Below are 23,017 nucleotides of genomic sequence, written 5' to 3' on the forward strand. Positions count from 1 at the left end.
TTAAGAACGGTGTAAGGATTTTGTATGTCAATGACGTGGCAACAATTGCTGCAAAGTAAGCGTTTTGGAAAGCAAGAAAGCCAGGATACGAGTGCCAGTCGAACACCTTTTCATAAAGACCATGACAGAGTGGTTTTCTCTAGCAGTTTTCGACGACTAGAGCGCAAAACGCAGGTTCATCCATTAAGTGATAACGATCACATTCATACTCGCTTGACCCATAGCTTAGAAGTGAGTTGCGTCGGCCGCTCCTTGGGAACACTAGTAGGGGAAGGACTTGAAGAAAAACTGCCCGCGGGGGTGTCACCGGCTGATGTGGGAGCTATTGTTCAAGCTGCTTGTTTAGCTCACGATATCGGCAATCCACCATTTGGTCATACTGGTGAAGATGCTATTCGTCATTGGTTCCGAGATGTTAGTAATGCTCATTTTCTTGACGGGTTAGATCCTTTGGAAATCAAAGACTTTCAGACATTTGAGGGGAATGCCCAAGGTTTCCGTATTTTAACGCAGCTGGAGCATCATCGTTTCGATGGCGGTATGCGATTGACCTACGCAACGTTGGGGACATTCCTCAAATACCCATGGACTAGCGATTTCGAGCACCCTGAAAAGAAGGGGAAGTTTGGAGTTTATCAATCCGAGTCTGACTTTTTAAAGCAGATCGCGGCGACAGTAGGTTTACCAGAGCTCGAACCCGGACGATACGCCCGTCATCCATTGGTCTATTTGATGGAGGCAGCAGATGATATTTGTTACGCCATAATTGATCTTGAAGATGGTGTGGAAATGGATTTGCTGTCTTACGGCGAAGTAGAGTCTTTGCTTTTAGATTTATTGGGCAATGAAGTACCCGACTATTATTTTGATACGACCGAGCAAGACCCGGTAAGACGCCGCTTGGGTATTTTGCGGGGTAAAGCCATAGATATTATGGTTCGCGACGTTGCGAGCGCATTTATTGCCCATGAATCAGAACTGTTAGATGGCAAACTGGCAGGGGACTTAATTGATTGCTGTAGTAAAGATGTGCGTCAATGTATTACTGGAGCTAAGAATTTAGCCCGTAATAAGATATTCAAAGATCCAAAGAAAGCCTTGGTTGAAATAGGTGCGTACACCACATTAGGTAGCTTGTTAGATTCTTTTTTAACAGCTGCAAACGAGGTTGTGGAAGGCGGGCCCATCAGCTACAAAGCTCAACGAATTTTAGAACTGATTGGTCGACATGCTCCCCAAGTGGGTTGGGATAAATATCGAGCCTACTTACGCGTGGTTGATTACATTGCTGGTATGACAGACAACTATGCCGTTGAGCTGGCACAAGCTATCCGTGGATTACGCCGCTAACCAGGTGCGCAGGCTATGAATGCTTGCTATTATCCCGCCCACTTATAGTTAATAACAAATAGTAATAAAGAGTCATCATGGATATAGATTTTCCCCTAGTATTAGTCATTGCCGTGTTTGTGACCGGTGTCATTAGTTTGTTGGATAAAGTCTGGTTTTCTAAGCGTCGCCAACAGGCTGTTCAGGAATTACAGCAGCAAGGTGCTGGCAGTGAGCTGATCGAGTCGGCACAAAATGAAGGCGCGATCATTGAAAACGCAAAAGGTTTTTTTCCGATACTTCTTCTCGTATTGGTTTTGCGTTCGTTTTTAGTAGAACCCTTCCAGATTCCGTCAGGATCAATGGAGCCAGGATTAGTAAAAGGCGATTTCATTTTGGTTAACAAATACGCGTATGGGTTCCGCTTGCCTGTTTTGGGTACCAAAGTCATTGAAATGGATGACCCTGCACGTGGAGATATTATGGTATTTATTCCTCCTCACGATCCTCGCTATTTCATAAAGCGCGTGATTGGTTTACCGGGTGATCAAATTCGTTATTCAAATAAGGAGTTGTTTGTTAATGGCGAGAAAATACTCCATGAACCGACTAATTTACCCATGGCAAGCAGCTCTCGCGTTTTAGAGTTGGCAGAAAAGGATTACACCGTACAGCACTACAGAGGCCTGCCATCAAAGGGAGATGGAGAGTGGATTGTGCCGGAAGGGCACTACTTTATGTTGGGTGATAATCGTGATAACAGCGGTGATAGTCGCTTCTGGGGCTTTGTTCCAGATGAAAACATTGTTGGTAAGGCTTTTGCAGTTTGGATGCACTGGGAAAATTGGGGATCGCTTCCAAGTTTTGATCGCAACAAAGTGCTGCAATAACCCATTATTGCGCTATATTTTATTCTATAAGGGAGTGAAATATGGCGAGATCATGTCGAAGGTGCCAACAGGTCAGGTTGTTTGTCGCAGTACTACTAACTGCGTTTGTTTTGATTGGAATGATGACAGCCCAAATCCATGTATTTTAGGGCTGTTTTTTTATATTGGTATGAGTAGAATAGCGCCAAACCTCAACCTGTAGTGTTAGTGATGCCTTGGTTACAAAAACTCTTGTATTCGTGCAGTGTGATGCTGACCCCAACTGTGAAGCGATCAAGCAAAGAACAACGAAGAGTGGAGAAGGTTGCCAGTGGATTAACCTTGTATGTATCGGACACTTGCCCTTATTGTACAAAGGTTAAAAAGCAGGTGAAGCATCTCAATATTCCATTGACGATTAAAAATCTTGATAGATGCCACATTTATCAAAAAGAGCTGCTTTCAGGTGGCGGTAAAGCTCAGGTGCCTTGTCTGAAAATTGATCGCTCCAAAGGTGTTGAGTGGGTCTATCGTTCAGAGCAAATTGCGAATTACATGGATAAAAAGTTTCAGCCTAAAGCTAAGCAGCGTCAGTTGGAACGAGCGTCAGGCTGATCTTTACGGCATAATGCTGGATAGAGCGGTAAAACTGGCTGGTGATTTTTGATAAAAGCAATCAGGAGATAAGCGTTTGGGCATGGAAAGCTCAGTGATTAGTAAAGTCGTAGGACGACTCCTGCTTGTTTTAGCGCTAGTGGGCTCGACTACTTATGCCTATGCGTCGGTAACCCTAGTGGTTGATGGCCAGTCCGAACAGGTAGTGCAGTTTCATCAGCGTCTAAATAGTATCGTTTCTGAACACTCTATTCGCCTATATGATATCCAGAATAAAGCAGCGCCTTTTCCGCAAGACAGTCAGCGATGGATTGCTATGGGTGTTAGTGCAATGGTTAAGCTCTTGGATAAGGTCTCCGATGATGCGCCAGTTTTAGGATTGTTCGTGAAAGCGGATGCCTACAAGAAACTGTCCGATATGTATCCTAACAAACAAATATCCTTATTGAGCAATAGGGCGCCCCTAACCCGACAATTGGCCTTAATTAAGCAACTTTCTCCTGGCTTTTCGCATGTGGGGTTGTTTTATTCCCCGCAAAGTCAGCAGGACTTCTCGCCACTGAAAAATTTCGCAAAACAATTAAATGTCCGCTTATCTTTGACTCCGTTACCTGATCCTTTGAACTGGGATCGAGAGGCTCTTATTACACTCAAAGAAGTGGATGCAGTGCTCGGTGTGGATGATAGTGCCATATATAATGCAACGAATATTCGAAGCATACTTATGCGCCTGTATCGAGCGGGTAAACCGCTCATAGGACCAGATAAGGGCTATGTTCGAGCGGGTGCGGTCGCAAGCACCTATTCAGGTGTGAAAGAAACACTGGAGGCAGTTAAACACCTTCTAAAGAAGGCGAAGTGGGAAAATGTTGAAATTAACCCCTATTTCACCGTCGCAACCAACGAACAAGTTGCTCGATCACTGAATATACCGCTACTAAGTGAAGCGGATTTGGTTGACAAAATATTGGGGGCAATGCAATGACCCCCAAAACAGGCTTATCGCTTTACGCTAGAACACTTCTATTGGGATTGGGCCCCGCCCTCATTATTTCCATTATGCTGGGTGGATACTTCATCAACGCTCGCATTCAAGACGTGAATATCGAAATGCAAAATAAAGGTGAGTTGATAGCGGTTCAACTTGCTGCCACATCAGATTATTTTGTTTTGACTGGCAATCCATCGATTATTAACCCCTTAACCCGTGTTTTGCTTGAAGACAAAGATGTTGAACTTATTGAAATTGAAGACATATCTGGTGGTTTATTATTCAGTGAAAGTGACACTGAGTTTGAGTTGAGCCAAGCAAGCCGTGAATCGTTAAATTGGTATCAAGCGGATATCATTCAGTACGATGTCTTACAGGAAGAGGATGACTGGTTCGCGACAGGTCGCAACAGAGCGCGAGTGTTAGGCCAAGTACGCGTCGGCTTATCACAAGCATTTGTCGAACAGCGTCAGCAAGAAATTTTGATTCATGCCATGTTGATTGTGGTCGTTGCCATGACAGTGTGCGCCTTGATTGCATGGCTTAGCGGCGCACGTTTAGTCCGACCGATTAAGAAGCTATCAGATGTCGTGGATCAACTTTCTCATCGTGTTTATGACACACGAACTGAAGAAACGGCTAGTGGTGAAGTGGGGCAACTCCAAGTTGGCGTAAATAAGCTTGCCAACGAGCTGCAAAAAGCAGAAAAGGTCCAGCACCATTATGTAAAAGATTTAATCAGAGCTCGTGAAGCATCAGAGTCTGCTAATAAAGCGAAAAGTGAATTTCTTGCGGTCATGACCCATGAATTACGCACCCCAATGAATGGCGTTTTGGGCATGCTTCAGTTACTGCAAGGCACTCAATTAAGTAAAGAACAAAATGAATATGTCGATGTTGCCATAAATTCAGGTGACCATTTACTGGGTTTGATTAATGATATTTTAGATTTCTCGAAAATTGAGCAGGGCCGAATTGATCTTGACGAACAGTATTTTGATTTAGTGGAAAGCCTTAAGTCCCTTTGCGATAGTTTCACCCCAATCGCACAAAAGAAAGGTCTTCAATTCAACGTTCATTTCATGACCCATACAAACCTATGGGTCAAGACTGACCAAACGCGTTTAAAACAAGTGTTGTTGAACTTGATGGGGAACGCGGTAAAGTTTACCGATACCGGTTCAATCAATTTATCACTGCAAGATTTATCGATCGAAGACGACGAAGTAGAGTTGTCAATAGTCGTGCAGGATACGGGTAAAGGTATTAATCAAGCACAATTGAGTCGTATTTTTGATGCCTTTCAACAGGAAGACGCTTCCATTTCTCGACAGTACGGAGGCACTGGATTAGGTTTAGCTATCTCTAAACAGTTGGTCGAGAAGATGGGGGGTAAACTTGAAGTTCAAAGCGAGAAAGATCGAGGTTCAACCTTTATCTGCCGATTCTGCTGGCCTATAAACGTTGCTAACGAGCAGTCGGACGTGACTCAGGATGCAAATGAGCAAGAGTCATTTAACGGTCGTGTTTTGCTTGTCGAAGATAATGACGTTAATCAGAAAGTCGCGATGAAAATGCTGACAAACCTAGGTGTCAGTGTGGACCTAGCGGAAGATGGTGAGGTGGCGGTACAGCGCTGTAAAGAAAATACTTATGATTTGGTACTCATGGATTTACAGATGCCCAATATGGACGGCTACGAAGCGACCAAAGTTATTCGCTCAGAGCCGGGCGGTAATCGTCATGTACCTATCATTGCATTAACTGCTAATGCATTCTATGACGTCAAGACTCAATGCATGCAAGCCGGAATGAGTGATTTTCTCGCTAAACCCTATAAAAAAGCCACGTTAATGCAGGTCTTATCGCGATGGTTGCATCAAGGAGATGCATCCATCGGGCTTCTAAAATAGGTTTTATTCAATCACGTTTGTGGGTGATGATTTCATCTAACGGTGCTCGAGTAGTGCGGGCCTTGTTTGCGGGTACGTTAGAGTCTTCGTAACCAAAACTGATACCCAAAAGTATTCCCATATCTGAATCAACTCCAAAAAACTCTCTTACCAGATCCGGGTAATATGCCACGCTGGCCTGTGCACAGCTAGCTATACCATGTGATTCCATTGCTAACATCAATGTCTGTGCGTACATGCCAACGTCGACGGCGATAGCAGGACTAAATCGTTTCTCCATGGTTATGAATGCTATATGAGGTGCATCAAAAAACGCATAATTACGCGCTGTTGCGCGCATCCTGCCAGCGTGATCTTTGCGCTCTATGTCCATTGCACCGTATAGAGCTTGGGCACATTCCACTTGTCGCTCACGCATCTTTCCTTCGAATTTTGGTAATCCTTCAAAATCCGGATTCATGGGTTTGGCTGCCATGAAATGTTGAGTCAATTGCTGACGGATTCGGTCGCACGCATTGCCGGTTGCGAGTAAAACCCCCCAAGGCTGCACATTGCAATTGGAGGGGCTTTGCTGAGCAAGTGTGAAAATGTCTTCCAATGTTTTGTCGTCAATGATGTCTGGCTTGTAGCCACGAACAGAGCGACGTTGCTTGATAATTTCATGTAAAGGCTGATTTATTTTTGTCATGTTGCCTCCTTTTTATACATAGTATCCCCGTATAGTGGCAAATGGCAAAAAATGGATCAACGCGCTATCAAAAATGAGCTAGTCAATTTGCAGAGGAAATGCTGGCATCCATGCAATGGGTTCGATCTCCACGTGAAGATCTTGCGGTTTGATTCCAAACTTGGGTAGAGATTGTCGGAATGATATTTTAAGTTCATGGTCAACCATTACCCCTGATCTTGGGATATGGGCGAGCGCTTCTTTTTTCCAGAATAAGTGTATATTGAATGCGACCCAAGCTTTGGGCCACATGCCCTTTTTACGGCTATTCAGAACAAAGCTGGCTTCCAACAAGGGGCTAAAACCTGATTCATCAATATCCCACTTAACAGGTCCCTTTCGAAGGGTTAAGTTATGGCTTTTATTTAGCTTAAAGTGTCCATCATAGCTTCGTTCATTATGAAAGAACGGAACAGGCGGTGGTGTAGCTTCTTCAGATTCGTTTTCTTCTATGAGCCAGCAACCAACTAAGCTGACGGTTAGAGCCAGCACTAAAACAGGTTTAAATATTTCCATAAGTTTTCTGCAGTTTAAGAACTTTACTTAGGTATTCGCGGGTTTCTGCACTGGGCATTTGCCTCACCAGCGTTCGTAGTACTTGGTTGGAATCCATGCGGTTGATGGCGTCTGTTGCGCGATTGATGCTGGGTACTCCAGTAAGAGTACGCATTACACTGCTTAAGCCAGCATTGTATGCGGCGATAGCACAATAGATACGAGTCTTGGGATCTTGAATTTCGCTGAGGTAGCGATAATACAATAGGTGTAAATACGCGGCGCCAATACGCACATTCTTTTGCGGGTTATACAAATAACTAGGCGATAACACTCGACTGCGACTATAGACCAACTTCGTTGCGTCTTTGCCTGCTGTGTGAGGCACTATTTGCATAAGACCAAATGCTGGGATTTGTGAACGCGCTAGGGGATTGAAACTACTCTCTGCATGGATCACTGCAAACACAAGCGAGGGTGGCAGGCTGTATTGCTGGGCGTATTCATAGATGAATGGTTTGTAACGTCGAGCTCGTTTACGGATACGCTTTTCCGGTAGGGGAACAATATAAGTAGTGCGATCCTGCATAATAAAAGTGAGTTGAGTAGACGCGACTGCGGGATAGCGGATATAGGCCTCTTTTGTAAGTTTTGACGCCATGCGCTCAATAGCTTTGATACTTGGGCGCTCGTTTGGAAATAGCTCGCTTAGAATGAGATCTCTTCCCATGGCACCCAAATCAGAGGCGTAGCGGATGCCAGATAACTGCTCCATTTTTTGATTGATGGGGTCGTTAGCAATAGCTGTTTGCAAATCCAATGTTAGAATTGCTTGTATTGTGTCATTGAGCGCTTCTTGCATGGCGCGGTAATTTAAGACTTTACCTTGTCGGATGCTGGCCATTGTGATCTGCAATTCGTTCGCCTTGAAATCAATAGCCTGTTTTTTTTGATAATCATCAGCATACATGACAAGTCGTGTTCGACTACTGATTTCTGCGTCAGGCCAATACTGCCTTAGTGTATTGCGATATTCGCTCACCGCTTTTGTAAAGTTCTCGCGGAAGGCTTCTTCGCTTATCTCGATGGATTCTGGTGGCGTGGTGTCCAGACCTTTAGGGATAACTTGAATCGCGATACTCGTTTGGCTATACCAAGCAAAGCAAATGCACATGAACAAGCGATAAAAATGCGTCATAGTAATGGTCTTAACATGGGTTCGGAATTTGCAGTGACTTATTAAAACTTAGATACCAACAGCTAAGACTGCAAACCTAAAATGGGGTATGGAATCAAAAAGAATAAGATGTCTTGCTAGCTGTGTGACTTGTCGCAATGTATGACAATTAAGTACGAAATAGCGTAAGAAATTGGCAAACGACTTGCGTCTAGATATTATCGGATGCTAGGGCGAAGTGTTTGTTTACATACAAGACGAATGCACAAAAAAGGCGCAGTAGAGCGCCCAGATTAAGTGTGTAATTCTTTCATTAAAAGCGCATATTCCATTGCGTTCGCACTTCCTGAAAAGTCCTTGGGTTTAGGTATAAGCACCTTAACTCCAGAGCCTTGAGCCACGTGTTTTGGCTCTTGCTTGGTATTTAACATTCCAGATAGAGTAAAAGCATAATTGCCCTGCGGGGTCATCAGCTCGACGCGATCTCCTTCCTCAAATCGATTTTTGACATCAATAGTTAAGTACTCTGGATGAATATTTTGAATGACTTCGCCGACAAATAACTGTTTATTAGCGTCTGAAGTACCGCGTTCGTAATTTTGATATTCATCATGTACATGGCGTCGATAAAAACCTTCTGTGTAGCCACGATTTGATAAAGCCTCTAATTGATCCATCAATGCTATGTCAAAGTCCCGCCCATCAATAGCATCATCAATCGCTTGGCGATAGGTTTGTGCTGTACGAGCCGCGTAATAGTGGCTTTTTGTGCGGCCTTCAATTTTTAGCGAATGGATACCCATGTCGACTAAGCGCTTTACATGTTGAATTGCGCGTAAGTCTTTACTGTTCATAATATACGTACCATGTTCGTCTTCGAATGCGGCCATGGTTTCACCGGGTCTGCCTTCCTCTTCTAAAAGAAAGATGTCATTTGTTGTGGCTCCGTCACCTAATGTTGGTTGCGGTGTCCAGATTTGCGTATCGCTTTTCGCAATGACATCGCCGGTATTGGTTTCTTTGGCCGGTGTTGCTGAATATTTCCAACGGCACGCATTAGTGCAGGTGCCTTGATTCGGGTCTCTCTTGTTAATATAACCACTTAGTAGACAGCGACCACTGTAGGCAATGCAAAGCGCACCGTGAACAAAGACCTCGAGTTCTAATTCGGGAACGCGCATGCGGATTTCTTCGATTTCGTCTAACGATAACTCACGAGAAAGAATAATGCGTTCAACGCCTTGCTTGTACCAAAACTGAGCTGCAGCATAGTTCACCACATTGGCCTGAACACTCAGATGTATGGGTATCTCTGGCCACTTTTCTTTAACTAACATTATTAACCCAGGATCCGACATAATGAGAGCGTCGGGTTTCATGGCGATAACGGGTTCAATATCTTTTAGATAGGAGTGAACCTTTTTGTTGTGGGGCGCAATGTTGCTAGCGATATAGAATTGCTTTCCTAAACGGTGAGCTTCTTGAATACCGATAGCTAGGTTTTCTAAGTCAAATTCGTTGTTGCGTACGCGCAAGCTGTATCTTGGCTGACCTGCGTACACAGCATCCGCCCCATAAGCAAAAGCATAACGCATGTGTTTGAGCGTGCCAGCAGGGCTCAAAAGTTCTGTTTTCATAAGATTTGTAAGTGGCTTTGTCGTTCTTGAATGGTGGCTAAGTGCAGAGCTCGCAATACTTGATCAGTGACTCTGATCAGAATCTGCGAACTGTACTATTTTCTCAGGAATGACTATTGGCCGATTTGACCCAGATCATGCTGTTGGTGGTGGGTATGTAGTAGTTGAGCAAAATCTACCAGCATATTGGCTCTGTTTTCTAGACTTTGCTGATAAAGCTCCAAATTGGCGTAGTAGCCTTCTGGAGTCGCACTAAAATCTCGCAATCTTTGCAAAGAGCGGTTGAGCCGTAACTTCTGCTCATTGAGGTTATGTTGCTGTTGGCTATTTGAATCTACTTCATTAAATGCTTTCTGTAATTTTTTGATAGCAAGCTTATCGGCAATTAACAACAAAAGGATGTCACTATGATGGTGGGAGTTATGGTCATGATGCCCGTTTGTCGCTTCATCATTTGATGACGCCAGTAATGCAGTACTAAAAAACAGGTAACCTAATACTAAGATTAAAGTAGGCACTTGGCGTATTGCTCGGAGCAAGCGCTTAGTCATCTAAACTGATTCCCAAGTGACTGAGACCGCCATCTTTGGCGAGGGGCATTAGTTGCTTAACGACGTCAGCATGGGATGTCTGAGACGCCACTGCCTGCTCAAGATCAATCACAAAAGCACTGTGGCGTTGTACTAATTCATGGTCGGTTGTAAAGCCTTGTAATTCCAAGAACTGATCGAGGCGTTCACTCATCATCTGAGATATGGCTTCGGCATCTGAGATACTTTTATCAAGAATAGCTTGCAAGCAACTTTGCAATGCCACCAAACAATCATTGGCAGCTAGTGCGCCAAATTGATCCTCATCCAATTCAGGCATGATGTCATTTAACAAGATCAATTGTTTTTCGATGTTTTTTTCGCTTTTTAGCTGACCGCGTAAGTATTCCCATACTTTGTTGAGCATTTTCCTACAATTCTGCGCCAACTCCGAGGTTTCGGTGAGTTCACAATAGAGATCTAGATTGGGCATGCTGCGCTCGCATAATGCACAGCAAATAGTCAATTGCTGCCAGTGGTTTAATTGATTCATGCGGACTCCTTATTTGTCGTGAATTATAAACAGTTTGAAGAGGTCTGCCGAGATATTTGGCGCATCATGTCTCGTGTTACTTAACATGTTGATTTTTTTGCGCATTTGAAATTTCGGTCTAGTTTTATAAGAGGGATACAGGTTTAGCAGTACTGTACGGATAACAATGGGACCTTTAAGTGATTCCGCCATGGGTGGAACGTTTAAGGACTGTTAAACCATTAGAGCCAGCTCTAATGGATGAGAGGTAAAAATGGCTAGTCATATATTCATTCTTGCTACCGTGATGCTATTAGCGGGCATTTTTGGTGGTTTAGTAAATTACTATCTGTATGGTGATCACGATCCGGACGCAACCAGCTTGCCACGCTGCTTGGTGGTCGGTATCGGCGCATCCTTCTTGGTGCCGGTCATTTTAGATTTAGTGAATAGCGAGCTGATCCTAGAAACTCAAGGAGACCCATCTCGCTTGCTGATATTCACTGGTTTTTGCTTGATTAGCTCGATCGCTAGTCGTTTCTTCATTACCAATATGTCTGATCGCATTTTGGATGCGGCGCGTCGAGCTCGTGAACAAAGCGATTCTGTTCATCACGATTTACGTGTCATTAAAAACGAGTTGTTGCCTTTGATTGATACAGAAACAGAGCAGGATCTAGAGCCAGATGAAGAACCTGATGTCATGGATATCAATGAGGAATTGGATGTGACCAGTTCTAAGGCCTTAAAGATGTTGGCAACTGGTCGATATATATTTAGGTCTTTGGCTGGTTTATGTCGAGAATCAAATAACGATGAAGCGACAATGCTACAAACCTTAAATGTGTTGGTGTCGCGTAGCTTGGCTGGCAAGGTAAGTGGCAAAAACGGTGTTCGTTGGCATATTACTGAAAAAGGCCGTCGTGTACTCGAAAGCCAGATGTAAGTCCTATTCAATTGATTGAATATGACTAGAAATCGATAAAGGATGCAGGTCTGTGAAGATAGCAGTAGATACAATTCGCTTGTTCATCTTGGGTCTGTTCCTGCTCGGCTTCAGTGCCATTAGTGCCAATGAAAACCTCACCGATATCCCTGAAGGTGCTGAAGCTAAATTTTTACCCACATCGAAATCATCGGATGTGCGAGTTTTAATCGATATGTCAGGATCTATGAAAGACAATGATCCTGAGAATCTACGAATTCCCGCCCTGAACCTTATCGTGCAGTTGTTACCGGATGGATCCCAAGCAGGCGTTTGGACTTTCGGTCAATGGGTTAACATGTTGATTCCGCCAGCTGAAGTGAACAGCGAATGGCGTACCAACGCCAAAGAAAAAGCGAAAATGATTAATAGCTTTGGCTTGCGCACTAACATAGGCGAAGCGATGGAAAGAGCCACATGGAAGCTTGCTGCCGACAGTGACTTTGAGCAGCATGCAATCTTGTTAACCGACGGCATTGTAGATATCGCTGCGGATGATGACCCACAAAAAGATAATAAAAACGAAGCCGAAAGGCAGCGCATTCTCACAGATGTCTTGAGTGAGTACAAAAACTTAGGGGTGAAAATTCATACTATTGCTTTATCGAATGCGGCAGATAAAGTCCTCCTAGAAAAGTTAGCGCTTGAAACGGGCGGTATGGCCGAGGTAGTCGAAAATTCGGAGCAACTAGTAAAAGCATTCTTAAATGCATTTGATAAAGCAGCCCCAGAAGCGGCGGAACAAGTGCCTCTTAGTGATGATAATCAGTTTGATATTGACGAGTCCGTTGAAGAGTTTACCGCCCTAGTCTTTAGAGAAGAGGGCTCGGCACCAACACGGCTGGTGAGTCCATCGGGCGCCATCATTGATCAAATGAATACAGGAGAGAACGCTAAATGGTTCTCGCAAGCGGTTTACGATTTAGTCACGGTCATTCAGCCTGAGGCGGGCAAATGGAAGATCGAAGCGGATCTTGATCCTAACAATCGTGTAACCGTGGTAAGTGATCTGAAGTTGGGTCTTGATAATTTGCCACCGACGATTTTCCCTGAGCAACAAATCGACTTCAATATATACCTGCACGAAGACAACAAAGTGGTCACGCGCCCAGAGTTTTTAAAACTCATGACAGTTGAAATGACTATGACTGCTGAGGATGGTCGCAGTGGCACCAAAGTAATAAGCGATCCAGAAAATCCTCCCGCAGACGGTCTTTATCCAGAAAGTATTAAGCGTCTTTCGAAAGAGGGTCAGTATGAACTGAAAGTAGCGGTAGACGGTAAAACCTTCACGCGTATGCGTACCGCTTATATTCAAGTTAGGCAGCCAGTGGGCTTTGAAATTCGCAAGCGTGAAGTAGCAGGTGAAATGCGCTATGCCGTGCGAGTTGTGCCACAAGTACCAAATGTAGAGGTCTCGCGTACGCGAGTGATCGCCAAACTTAAGGGGCCAGATGGAAGCTCCATAATTCAAGCCATGCCTTGGTTGGAAGAAGGAGTATGGGAGGCCGTGATCTCACCTAGCAAAGGCATGGGTGATTATGAAATGGCGATTAATATCAGGGGGCAAATTGGCGAGGATCAAGATTTTCGGGTGAAGCCTGAGCCTATCGTTTTGACTTATCCTATCCCTGAGGATTTTCAGCATGAATACCTAGTGGCATCACAAAATCAAGCAACAGATGAGTCTCAGGAAGAGGTTGAGGAGCCACAAGCAGAAGCGGCAATGAGTGAAACCGCAGAGCAAGAAGCATCCGAAGAACCGCAAGAAGATGCGCCTGGAATTCCCGATCTTGAGCAAAAAATGCAGGAACAGCAGGAGCCTGAGCAGCTATCTGAAACACAACCAGAAAATGAACTGGACACTCAGGCGGAGCAAGCACCCGAGGACGAGGTGGCACCAGAACCTGAAGTAGAAGAACCGAGCGATCCCCTGTGGTTGTACATAAGTATCCCCATAGTAACCCTGCTTTTAGGACTTGGCGGCTTTTTTGTCTATCGCAGCATCATGAATCGTAAACTGAAGCAGGCCGATCAAAGTAAAGAAACGAAGACTGAAGAATCGGGTGACGTCGACGGAATGGCAGACGTGAGCTTAAACGATGGATTGGATGATGAGGAATTCGATGAAGATTTTGATTTAAGCGATAGTGATGATGACGAAACAGTTGCGCTAGGTGAAGCTTCCATGGATGAATTGGATGATTTGGGGGATGAGCAAGAGGCTGCCGGTGACGATGTGAGTGACAATAGTCCGAGTGTGGACGATGAGATTCCTGATTTTGATGAGAATTTTGATATTGATGCGGGCCCACAAGAAGCAGCTGACAGTGAACCTCAACAGACTCTAGATGCAGAAGAAACCAGTGCTGCCATTGATGAACTGGATAGTGTACTCAATGGTTTGGATGATGTAGGAGAGGCGGAGGATCAAGACCCATCCGAAGATGACATACCTCAGCTTGATGATGTGGCAGATGAACCAGCCACCACAGAGGGAGATGGAGAAGCTGCTATTGATGAGGCTTTGGCTAGTTTAGAGAGCGAGTTGGACGATATCGACGTGGACGCGTTAATGGACGACGATGTTGATGATCCCGACAAAAAACAGGACTAGCGAGTGGATTAGATTCTCATCAGCAATCTAAATACAGAAATACTGCGTAAATCAGCCCCGAACAGGGGCTTTTTTGTTTTATAAGAGCATTGAATTGTTGGTATAGGCTAGTGTCAATCCCGTTTTCGTGATGTAACATTGGCTCGGATTATCCATTGATTGAACTCAGTTAAGAGAGTGATATGAAGTTTACAGGTACGAAAGACTACGTAGCTACGCCAGAGCTACAAATGGCAGTGAATGCAGCGATTACACTTCAGCGTCCACTATTAATCAAGGGTGAGCCGGGTACCGGTAAAACCATGCTTGCGGAACAGTTAGCTGAATCTTTAGGCACTAATCTTATTCAATGGCATATTAAATCCACGACCAAGGCTCACCAAGGCCTTTACGAATACGATGCAGTTTCTCGTTTGCGTGACTCGCAACTAGGAAACGACGATGTTCACGATATTAGCAACTACATCAAACAGGGCAAGCTGTGGGAAGCGTTCACTGCAGACAAACCGCCGGTACTGTTAATTGATGAAATTGACAAAGCCGATATTGAATTCCCCAACGACTTGTTACTAGAGTTAGACAAGATGGAATTCTTTGTGTACGAAACTCAAGAGCGCATTGTAGCGAAGCATCGCCCCATTATTTTGATTACTAGTAACAACGAGAAAGAATTGCCTGATGCATTCTTACGTCGTTGTTTCTTCCACTACATCGACTTCCCAGATAAAGACACCATGCAACAGATCGTTGATGTTCACTTCCCAGAAATTAAAAAGGATCTTTTGCGCGAAGCGATGGACGTGTTTTTTGATTTGCGAAAAGTGCCGGGTCTAAAGAAAAAACCATCGACATCAGAGCTGGTGGATTGGTTGAAACTGTTGTTAGCTGACGACGTTGATCCAGAAACCTTGAGAAGCCGTGATAGTGCCATTCCTCCTCTTTATGGAGCCATGGTGAAAAACGAACAAGACGTAGAGCTTTTGCAAAAACTTGCTTTTATGACACGCCGTAAAGGCTAGGGTCGATTTATGCTGGTTGATTTTTTTCAAACGATGCGAACATATCGAGTACCTTGCTCCATACGTGAGTACTTGGACTTAATTAATGCATTGAAACATCACTTAGCGTTTGCCGATTTAGATGACTTTTATCATGTCAGTAAACTTTGCCTCGTTAAGGACGAACGTCATTACGATAAGTTCGATAAAGCATTTGCCCATTATTTTGAGGGTATCGATAAGTTAGATGAAATTCTAACCAGCGCCAAAGGTATTCCAGAAGAGTGGATGAAGTCCGAGTTTGAGCGAATGTTCAGCAAGGAGGAAATGGAGGCTATCGAATCCCAAGGCGGTTTTGATGAACTAATGAAGAAGTTCAGAGAGCGTCTTGAAGAGCAGGAAAAGCGCCATCGTGGTGGTAATAGAATGATCGGCACTGGTGGTACTTCACCGTTTGGTGCAGATGGTTTCAATCCTGAAGGTATGCGTGTTGATCAAGGACGTAGTCGCCATAAGAAAGCGATTAAAGTCTGGGAGCAACGCAATTATCGCAATCTGGATGATGACATCGAGTTAGGTATCCGCAACATAAAAGTGGCTCTACGTCGCTTACGTAAGTTTGCGCGCACAGGGGCCGCTGAAGAGTTAGATCTTGACGATACCATTAGTTCGACTGCCAATAACGCAGGTTTTCTTGATATTAAAATGGTACCGGAACGTCATAATGCCGTTAAAGTCCTGTTGTTTTTCGACATTGGCGGAACCATGGATCCTTTTGTGCGAGTTTGCGAAGAATTGTTCTCGGCGGCTCGAGCGGAGTTCAAGCATATGGAGACGTTCTACTTTCATAATTGCTTGTACGAATCGGTTTGGAAGGATAACCGCCGAAAAAACTCAGAGCGCACCCCGACTTGGGAATTGATGCGCCGCTTTACCAAGGACTACAAGGTAATTTTTGTGGGTGATGCCATGATGGCGCCCTATGAGGTGACTCATGTAGGTGGCAGTGTTGAACACTGGAATGACGAAGCGGGCGCAGTTTGGCTACAACGCATGAAGGAAACCTTTGATAAAGTGGTGTGGTTAAATCCGGTCCCTGATTCCCAATGGGGATGGAGTAATTCATTAAATACCATTCGTGACATTATGGAAGACAAAATGTATCCATTGACCATTAATGGTCTAGAGGATGCTATGCGAGAGCTGACGCGATAAAGTGTGACGCGTTGAGCCTGCTAGTTTATCTCGGCAGGCTCTTATTCTCTTAGAACAATTTCAACTTTTTAAACACTCTCCTTAAAAAAACCACCTTAAACCGCTTATCAATAGAAACAAAGCGCCTAATTGTGCTGCATAGCACACCCGTACAGAAAACCACTCTTGCATCAACTGTAAGCCTAGGTAACAATACGCCAGCGCACATTCTGAACCGTGCTTATAAAACCAAAATAATAAAAATAAGGGTTTAACGTGAAGGCATTTCAAGTATTGCTCTTCATTGCGTTGGTGCTGACATGGCCCAGCTACGCCAATGAATCAGGTCTAAACGCAGAAATCGAAGAATTAAAAAGCGAAGTCGTTGAATTAAATCGAGAGCTGTTCGAGCTCGAAGAAAAACTATTGTATCCAGCAACAACATCGTTTGCGGTATTTGTTTCCATGGAGCAAGTAGACGACTTTGCCATTGACTCAATCAAACTCATGCTTGATGAGCAAGCTGTTACCTCTCACCTGTACACGGCTGACCAAGTAGAAGCTTTGCGACGTGGCGGAATTCAGAAAGTTTACACCGGCAACCTCAAGCCAGGTTTGCATAACTTAAAAGCCGAAATTCAAGGTCGTGATTTAGACGGACGCCCAGTGAAGAAAGTCATTGTGGCAGACTTTGGTAAGGCAAGATCAAATAAATATCTTGAGGTGAAAATAAGCCGAAATACCTCTAAGAACCAGCCAGATTTTGCCATCGTAGAGTGGAAGTAGCATGTGGCGGTTGTGCTTACTTTTCGCATGCAGTTCGCTCGCACATAGCGCAGATTTATTGCCTGATGTGAAACAACCCATCACGCGTCATAATCCGCAAAGCGTTACCTATGCAGAAACTTTGTTTTATTTGCACTCAGGCAACTATGATGCAGCATTAACCAAAACCTATGAATTACGCCAAAATGGCGGACGCGGATATGGTCGTGAATTAGATATCTACGAGGCTGCGGCACAATTGGGTCTGGGTATGGATCAGCATGCGTCGCGCGTATTTAATCAATTGCTTAAATCCGAAAAGATGAGCCTTATTCCATTGCCTGCTCGAGCGCAGGCATGGTTTTATCTCGCTAAACACTTATATACCAAAGGTTGGTGGCAAAGTGGTTTAAAGGCCGTTAAACATATCAATATCAATCATCTTAGTCCTGAACTGAAGGATGAGTATCATTTCCTTGCAGCTACTCTAGAATTGTTTGTTGGTCGTCCCGAAGCAGCTGATCGTCACTTGCTCGCGATTAATAGTGAGAGCAAGTGGGCCACTTATGGTTTTCTTAATTTGGCCGTGAGCTACACTGAGCGCGATGTTCATATTAGTAAAGTGGACGCAGCTTTCTCTAAAGCGCTACAACTTAGTACACAGGTGGAATCGCATGACATATTGAGTGATCGTATTAATCTAATGGCCGGTCGCTTTTTTTATGCAACTGGCAGAGGGCGTAGCGCCATCAAACACCTTAAGGCAGTTAATTTAGATGGCCCTTACACTCCAAAAGCATTGCTAACTTATGGCTGGGCATTGACTGAGCAATGGCAATATCATGATGCACTTCAACCGTGGTACATGCTGAAAACAGCACATTCTCCCTTAAATCAAGATGTTCAGGAAACTCTGATCGCAATTCCATTTTTACTAGAAAAGTTAAATGCCAAGGTGATGGCATTAGGTGCATTTGAATACGCAGTAGATCAATACGATCGAGTATATGAGCAGCTTTCAGAAAGTGCGGATCGCCTCAATACAGGTAAATTCATTGAGCCCTTATTAGCGCAGCAATCCCCAAACCAGTGGGGGGCATTTATTCCGGTTGATTTATCGCTACCTAAGCATCCTGACCAATTCTATTTGAAAGACGTTATGGCAGACAGCTATTTCCAAGGAGAGTTAAAAAACCTTCGTGACTTGCATGTTATGCGTAACAAGTTGAACAAAGCGTTATCGGATTTGGAGGCGTTTGCAGTAACTAAGCAAACACGACAGCAAGAATATAAAGAGATACATCAGCAAAATACAATGCGCATGCTGACATCTCGTTTAAGCAAGCTGCGTTTACGTTATCAATCATTACAGAAGAAAATTAGACAGGCCTTTGGTAAGCCTGATGGTTCAGGACTTGCTACCAATGAAGAAAAGCGTTTTCTAGAAATGTTCAAGAAAGTTAATACTCGACGAAGTGCATTAGAAACGGATCAACATTATCAGCAGCGTTTACGCCGAGTGAAAGGCTTATTGTCATGGAATCTAAGTGAACGCTATGCCGCTCGTAAGCAAAATATTGCTGAAAATTTGGCTGGTCTTAAGCAACAAATGCGCAGTATTGAGAATCAAATTAAGGCAACACAATATGCCTATCAGATCGCGCCTCGGTCTTATCAAGGATTTGACTCGAAAATTGCTGTGTTAAAACAGAAATATACTACGCAATTGGCAAAGTTAGAGAGAACCTATCGTAAGCAACGAGAACAAGTGGGTAGTATTGTTAAAGCTGACATCAAGAAGCGACAAGAAAAGGTTGTGGAATATCAGCTTCAGGCTCGCTTGGCTTCTGCCCGTTTGTTTGATGAGACATCAAATAAGTCCCGCAATGAAGCCGTCGCGGAGGTGAAGCAATGATGCTTAGAAAATGTTTGGGGGTCGTCTTAGTCTCCATTATTACTGTGGCTTGTTCTACGCAACCACAGAAGAGTGTAGTCAGTGTGGAGGAGGATCTCACAGATAAGACTATTGCCAATATTCGCCCGATAGGTTTTCGTCTCGCTAAGATGAACCCACCGGAAACGGATACCAAAGAAGCCATTCGTCGATATCAACAGTTTTTACAGTTGGCGCCTAACAACGATACTCGCGTACATGTTATGCACCGCTTGGCTGATCTTAAGCTCATGGATCTCGAAGAGATTTTGTCAGAAGACGTTGAAAAAGTAGATCAAAAACAAGTAGAGGCGGTTTATGACGAGGCGATCACCACATACGAACGCGTTCTCAAATTATTTCCCAATAGACTTGATAGCGATATGCTGCTTTATCAATTGGCTAAAGTTTACTCTCTAAAAGGAGATAGCGTATCCTCCCTCAATGCCTTACAAAGGCTTGTGGCTCGTTTTGAAAAATCAGAACTGTTGATGGAATCCTATTATCGCATGGGGGATATCTATTTTACGCTTGGCCAATACGATAATGCTGAACGGTCGTTTGCCAAGGTAACCCAGCAATCTAGTGATAATCGATTTTACCTCAGCGCACAATATATGATGGGCTGGAGCGAGTTTAAACAGAGCAAATTTGACGAAGCACTCATATCTTTTATTGCGGTTATTGATGAGCGCTTCGAAGATACAGCGGCTATCGTGACGGCATCGCGAAGCGACAAAGACCTGCTGGAGGATACCACGCGTGTGATGAGTATGATTTTCTCTGCCGGCCGTGGTCATCGTCAAATAGCTAACCTGTTCCAGCGAATTGGCAAACGCCACTATGAATATCTCATCTATGACTCTCTAGCAGAGTACTATTTGTCTAAACAGCAATATACAGATGCAGCACGAACGTTTACTGCATTTGTACAAACATCACCGAACGATGTGCTGGCACCTGCTTTCTATAGCAATGTTGTGAAAACCTATAAGCAGGCTGGCTATATTGATCAGGTCTTAGAACATAAGATGGCTTATGTTGAACGTTATGGCACGAGAAGTAAGTTCTGGAATCTATATGGTGAGGACATTCGCGAGATGATTCGTCCGAATATTAAAACTTATGCATCAGAACTAGCTCAGTATCACCACGCAAAAGGACAAAAGAGCAAATCGCTTAAGATAAAATTTAATCATCTTTTAGCAGCGTCTCGCTGGTATGACGAATATATTTTGACCTTCCCCAATGATAGTAACGTGGGTGAAATGCATTTTTTAAAGGGCGAGGCGTTATTTGAAGTTGGTCGGTACGATCAAGCAGTGTCATCCTATTTGGCAGGTGCATTTGATAGCCCAAGGCATGACAAAGCAGAAGAGTCAGGCTTTGCAGCTTTAGTGACCTATAACCAACTTATCGCTAAATCAAAAGGTGAATCGTACAATCAATGGGTACAACAAAAAGTAGATACAGCCATACGTTACTCACAAAGTTTTCCCAATAGTAGTAACGTGGCACAGGTTTTGGCGCGCGCGGCAGAGGGGTTATTCAGTCTTAATCAGTTCGACAAAGCTACTAGCGTAGCTCAGCAAGTATTAAGCAATCCTAAGGCAAGCCCAAGCCAAATTTCTGTTGCCTTATTAATTAAGGGTCATAGCCATTTTGATCTTAAGCAATATGTTGAAGCAGAGCAGGCCTATTCTAAGGTCCTTTCAGGGAAGCATTTGGAAAAGAATAAGGTCAAGGATGTACAGGAAAAATTAGCTGCCAGTATTTACAAGCAAGCGGTGGCTTTGGTTGAAGCTAAGCAAATCGATAACGCTGTGGATACATTTATGCGTGTTGGTGAGCGCGTTCCCAGTTCTCCTATCCGAATTACCGCTCATTATGATGCAGCGTCTTACCTAATGAAGGCGCAAAAATGGGACCGAGCGCAGGAACTTTTACTAAGTTTTCGCGAACAATTTCCTAAGCACAAGCTAGCCAAAGATATTCCATCCAAGTTGATCATTGCTTACGAAAATACACAGGAATGGGATAAAGCTGCCTACGAGTTAGAGACAATCTGGCGTACTTCAAGAGTTCGCAATGAACAACGTATTGCGCTTTATCAAGCAGCAGAATACTTTGAGAAAGCGAACGATATGGAAAATGCCATGACCATGCTCAAGCGCTATGCTCATAATTATCCAAAGCCATTTAATGCTCAACTAGAGGCCATTAGTCGCCTAGAGAATATTTACAATAAGCAGGAACAGCATGAAAAACGTCAATATTGGCTAGATAAACTGATTATCGCTGACAAGAAAGCCGGTAAAGAGAGAACTGACCGTTCTCGTTTCTTGGCTGCCAAAGCGTCATTTGATTTAGCGGATTATAAGCGTCGTGATTACGCAAAGATTCCATTGACTCTGCCGTTACGAACAAGTCTGGCCAAGAAAAAGGTTGCGCTTAAATCTACACTGGATGCTTATAAACGTACGGCAAAAATGGAAGTTCAAGAATTCACCACGGCAGCAACTTTCCAAATAGCAGAGATCTATGGAGAACTGTCTCGCGATTTAATGAATTCGGAACGACCCGCGGGCTTGGATGAGTTGGAGCTCGAAGAATATGAGTTTCTGTTGGAAGATCAAGCTTTCCCATTTGAGGAAGCAGCTATCAATATTCACGAAAGTAATATTAAGCGTAGTTGGGATGGATTATATGATAATTGGATTGCAAAGAGTGTAGATGCCCTAGGCACTTTGATGCCTGCTCGTTATGCTAAAAAGGAGATTAACTATGACGTTATCGCCGAAATTCATTAAAACCTCTTTGATCGTCAGTATGTTATTTTTGTCCGGTTGCTTTGCTTCTGCGCCGACAAAAGAAAACGTCGAAGCGAATGTACAGTCGAAAGTAATCGAGATTCCAGATGAAGCGGCAAAGGCCTATAAAAAGGCTATTACTCATATGAACCACCAGCAATGGTCTCAAGCAAAGTCCTTGTTGGTTAATATGACCCAAGATTATCCCCAGCTCTCAGGACCTTTTGCTAACTTGGGAGTAATTGCAAGCCAACAAGAACAATGGGATGAGGCTGTTGCTTATCTTCAAAAGGCTATCGAAAAAAAACCAAATAATGTTAAAGCATTAAACCAATTGGGTTGGGTTTACCGACAACAAGGTCAGTTCGAGCGTGCTGAGCAACAATATTTAAAGGCGATTGATGCAGATAAAGACTATGCTGCTAGCTACCGAAATATTGGGATCCTATACGATATCTACATGGGAAATTTAGCGAAAGCGAGTGAGCATTATCAAACGTATCAATCGTTGCAAAGTGAGCCTGATCGACAAGTGGCAGGATGGATTGTTGATATCAACCGTCGGGCGAACGTTGAAACGCAAATAGCCGGAGATTCTCAATGAGACATTTAGCTATATCACTATTGTTTCTTGTGTCTCAAGCGTTGGCAAAAGATGTGGTCAAATTAGAAGGTATCAAAATAAAAGGCGATAACGAAGCTCCCCAAGTGATGTATGTTATTCCTTGGCAAAATCCGAAAGGAGCAGAGCGGTTATATACGCCGGTTACTGGCTCACGTATGGAACGACTAAAGCCATTGGACCCCTATCAATTTGAGCGAGAATACCAGTTGCATCGAGATTGGCAGCAGCAAAAAAATGACATTGACCTTGTGGTGCAATAAGCTTTTAATAGCCAG

20 protein-coding genes are annotated in these 23,017 nt (G+C 43.8%); 14 read left to right on the forward strand and 6 right to left on the reverse strand.

Features of this window, described 5'->3' with window-relative positions; translation table 11 throughout:
* Nucleotides 1–30 precede the first annotated feature (30 nt).
* From HF888_RS06000 to HF888_RS06020, 5 genes are all read left to right on the forward strand, one after another.
* The gene (locus HF888_RS06000; RefSeq protein ID WP_007016366.1) at nucleotides 31–1,350 is read left to right on the forward strand and encodes a deoxyguanosinetriphosphate triphosphohydrolase; all 1,320 of its coding nucleotides are present in this window, start codon (nucleotides 31–33) and stop codon (nucleotides 1,348–1,350) included.
* Between the two features lie 77 nt (nucleotides 1,351–1,427).
* Nucleotides 1,428–2,219 (forward strand): signal peptidase I, encoded by a 792-nt coding sequence (gene lepB / locus HF888_RS06005; RefSeq protein WP_007016367.1) that lies wholly within the window; start codon nucleotides 1,428–1,430, stop codon nucleotides 2,217–2,219.
* Between the two features lie 210 nt (nucleotides 2,220–2,429).
* Complete coding sequence (locus HF888_RS06010) at nucleotides 2,430–2,813, forward strand: glutaredoxin family protein (RefSeq protein ID WP_083771848.1); 384 nt, start codon at nucleotides 2,430–2,432, stop codon at nucleotides 2,811–2,813.
* Nucleotides 2,814–2,895: 82 nt separating this feature from the next.
* The gene (locus HF888_RS06015; protein ID WP_007016369.1) at nucleotides 2,896–3,798 is read left to right on the forward strand and encodes an ABC transporter substrate binding protein; all 903 of its coding nucleotides are present in this window, start codon (nucleotides 2,896–2,898) and stop codon (nucleotides 3,796–3,798) included.
* Nucleotides 3,795–5,717 (forward strand): ATP-binding protein, encoded by a 1,923-nt coding sequence (locus HF888_RS06020; RefSeq protein ID WP_007016370.1) that lies wholly within the window; start codon nucleotides 3,795–3,797, stop codon nucleotides 5,715–5,717. Before HF888_RS06015 ends, HF888_RS06020 begins: the two co-directional genes overlap by 4 nt.
* Nucleotides 5,718–5,724: 7 nt before the next feature.
* Here the strand turns inward: HF888_RS06020 and HF888_RS06025 are convergent, their stop codons facing one another.
* The 6 genes from HF888_RS06025 to HF888_RS06050 form a co-directional block, all read right to left on the reverse strand.
* Nucleotides 5,725–6,405, reverse strand: coding sequence for a nitroreductase (locus HF888_RS06025; protein WP_007016371.1), 681 nt, complete (start codon nucleotides 6,403–6,405; stop codon nucleotides 5,725–5,727).
* A gap of 78 nt (nucleotides 6,406–6,483) precedes the next feature.
* Complete coding sequence (locus HF888_RS06030; protein ID WP_007016372.1) at nucleotides 6,484–6,960, reverse strand: hypothetical protein; 477 nt, start codon at nucleotides 6,958–6,960, stop codon at nucleotides 6,484–6,486.
* The gene (locus HF888_RS06035; RefSeq protein WP_007016373.1) at nucleotides 6,947–8,137 is read right to left on the reverse strand and encodes a transglycosylase SLT domain-containing protein; all 1,191 of its coding nucleotides are present in this window, start codon (nucleotides 8,135–8,137) and stop codon (nucleotides 6,947–6,949) included. The genes HF888_RS06030 and HF888_RS06035 overlap by 14 nt, the downstream gene beginning before the upstream one ends.
* 272 nt (nucleotides 8,138–8,409) lie before the next feature.
* A complete protein-coding gene (gene trhP, locus HF888_RS06040; protein WP_007016374.1) occupies nucleotides 8,410–9,753 on the reverse strand; it encodes a prephenate-dependent tRNA uridine(34) hydroxylase TrhP in 1,344 nt (447 codons plus the stop codon).
* A 113-nt stretch (nucleotides 9,754–9,866) separates the two neighbouring features.
* Complete coding sequence (locus HF888_RS06045) at nucleotides 9,867–10,304, reverse strand: hypothetical protein (RefSeq protein ID WP_168367048.1); 438 nt, start codon at nucleotides 10,302–10,304, stop codon at nucleotides 9,867–9,869.
* The gene (locus HF888_RS06050) at nucleotides 10,297–10,836 is read right to left on the reverse strand and encodes a DUF416 family protein (protein ID WP_007016376.1); all 540 of its coding nucleotides are present in this window, start codon (nucleotides 10,834–10,836) and stop codon (nucleotides 10,297–10,299) included. Before HF888_RS06050 ends, HF888_RS06045 begins: the two co-directional genes overlap by 8 nt.
* Nucleotides 10,837–11,089: 253 nt before the next feature.
* Between HF888_RS06050 and HF888_RS06055 the strand changes: the two genes are divergently transcribed.
* The 9 genes from HF888_RS06055 (at nucleotide 11,090) to HF888_RS06095 (ending at nucleotide 23,002) form a co-directional block, all read left to right on the forward strand.
* Nucleotides 11,090–11,761 (forward strand): YEATS-associated helix-containing protein, encoded by a 672-nt coding sequence (locus tag HF888_RS06055; protein WP_007016377.1) that lies wholly within the window; start codon nucleotides 11,090–11,092, stop codon nucleotides 11,759–11,761.
* A 52-nt stretch (nucleotides 11,762–11,813) separates the two neighbouring features.
* The gene (locus HF888_RS06060) at nucleotides 11,814–14,417 is read left to right on the forward strand and encodes a VWA domain-containing protein (protein ID WP_007016378.1); all 2,604 of its coding nucleotides are present in this window, start codon (nucleotides 11,814–11,816) and stop codon (nucleotides 14,415–14,417) included.
* A 182-nt stretch (nucleotides 14,418–14,599) separates the two neighbouring features.
* Complete coding sequence (locus tag HF888_RS06065; RefSeq protein WP_007016379.1) at nucleotides 14,600–15,436, forward strand: AAA family ATPase; 837 nt, start codon at nucleotides 14,600–14,602, stop codon at nucleotides 15,434–15,436.
* Between the two features lie 9 nt (nucleotides 15,437–15,445).
* The gene (locus HF888_RS06070) at nucleotides 15,446–16,630 is read left to right on the forward strand and encodes a vWA domain-containing protein (RefSeq protein WP_007016380.1); all 1,185 of its coding nucleotides are present in this window, start codon (nucleotides 15,446–15,448) and stop codon (nucleotides 16,628–16,630) included.
* Between the two features lie 255 nt (nucleotides 16,631–16,885).
* A complete protein-coding gene (locus tag HF888_RS06075) occupies nucleotides 16,886–17,395 on the forward strand; it encodes a hypothetical protein (protein WP_007016381.1) in 510 nt (169 codons plus the stop codon).
* A gap of 1 nt (nucleotide 17,396) precedes the next feature.
* On the forward strand, nucleotides 17,397–19,289 hold the full coding sequence (locus HF888_RS06080; RefSeq protein WP_007016382.1) for a GumC domain-containing protein: 1,893 nt from the start codon (nucleotides 17,397–17,399) through the stop codon (nucleotides 19,287–19,289).
* The gene (locus HF888_RS06085; RefSeq protein WP_040297383.1) at nucleotides 19,286–22,117 is read left to right on the forward strand and encodes a tetratricopeptide repeat protein; all 2,832 of its coding nucleotides are present in this window, start codon (nucleotides 19,286–19,288) and stop codon (nucleotides 22,115–22,117) included. Before HF888_RS06080 ends, HF888_RS06085 begins: the two co-directional genes overlap by 4 nt.
* Nucleotides 22,092–22,721: a tetratricopeptide repeat protein gene (locus HF888_RS06090; RefSeq protein WP_007016384.1), complete on the forward strand. Its 630-nt coding sequence runs from the start codon at nucleotides 22,092–22,094 to the stop codon at nucleotides 22,719–22,721. Before HF888_RS06085 ends, HF888_RS06090 begins: the two co-directional genes overlap by 26 nt.
* Complete coding sequence (locus HF888_RS06095; protein ID WP_007016385.1) at nucleotides 22,718–23,002, forward strand: hypothetical protein; 285 nt, start codon at nucleotides 22,718–22,720, stop codon at nucleotides 23,000–23,002. The genes HF888_RS06090 and HF888_RS06095 overlap by 4 nt, the downstream gene beginning before the upstream one ends.
* Nucleotides 23,003–23,017: the final 15 nt, after the last annotated feature.

This window comes from Bermanella marisrubri (assembly GCF_012295615.1).
In the GTDB taxonomy this organism is placed as follows: Bacteria; Pseudomonadota; Gammaproteobacteria; order Pseudomonadales; family Oceanobacteraceae; genus Bermanella; species Bermanella marisrubri.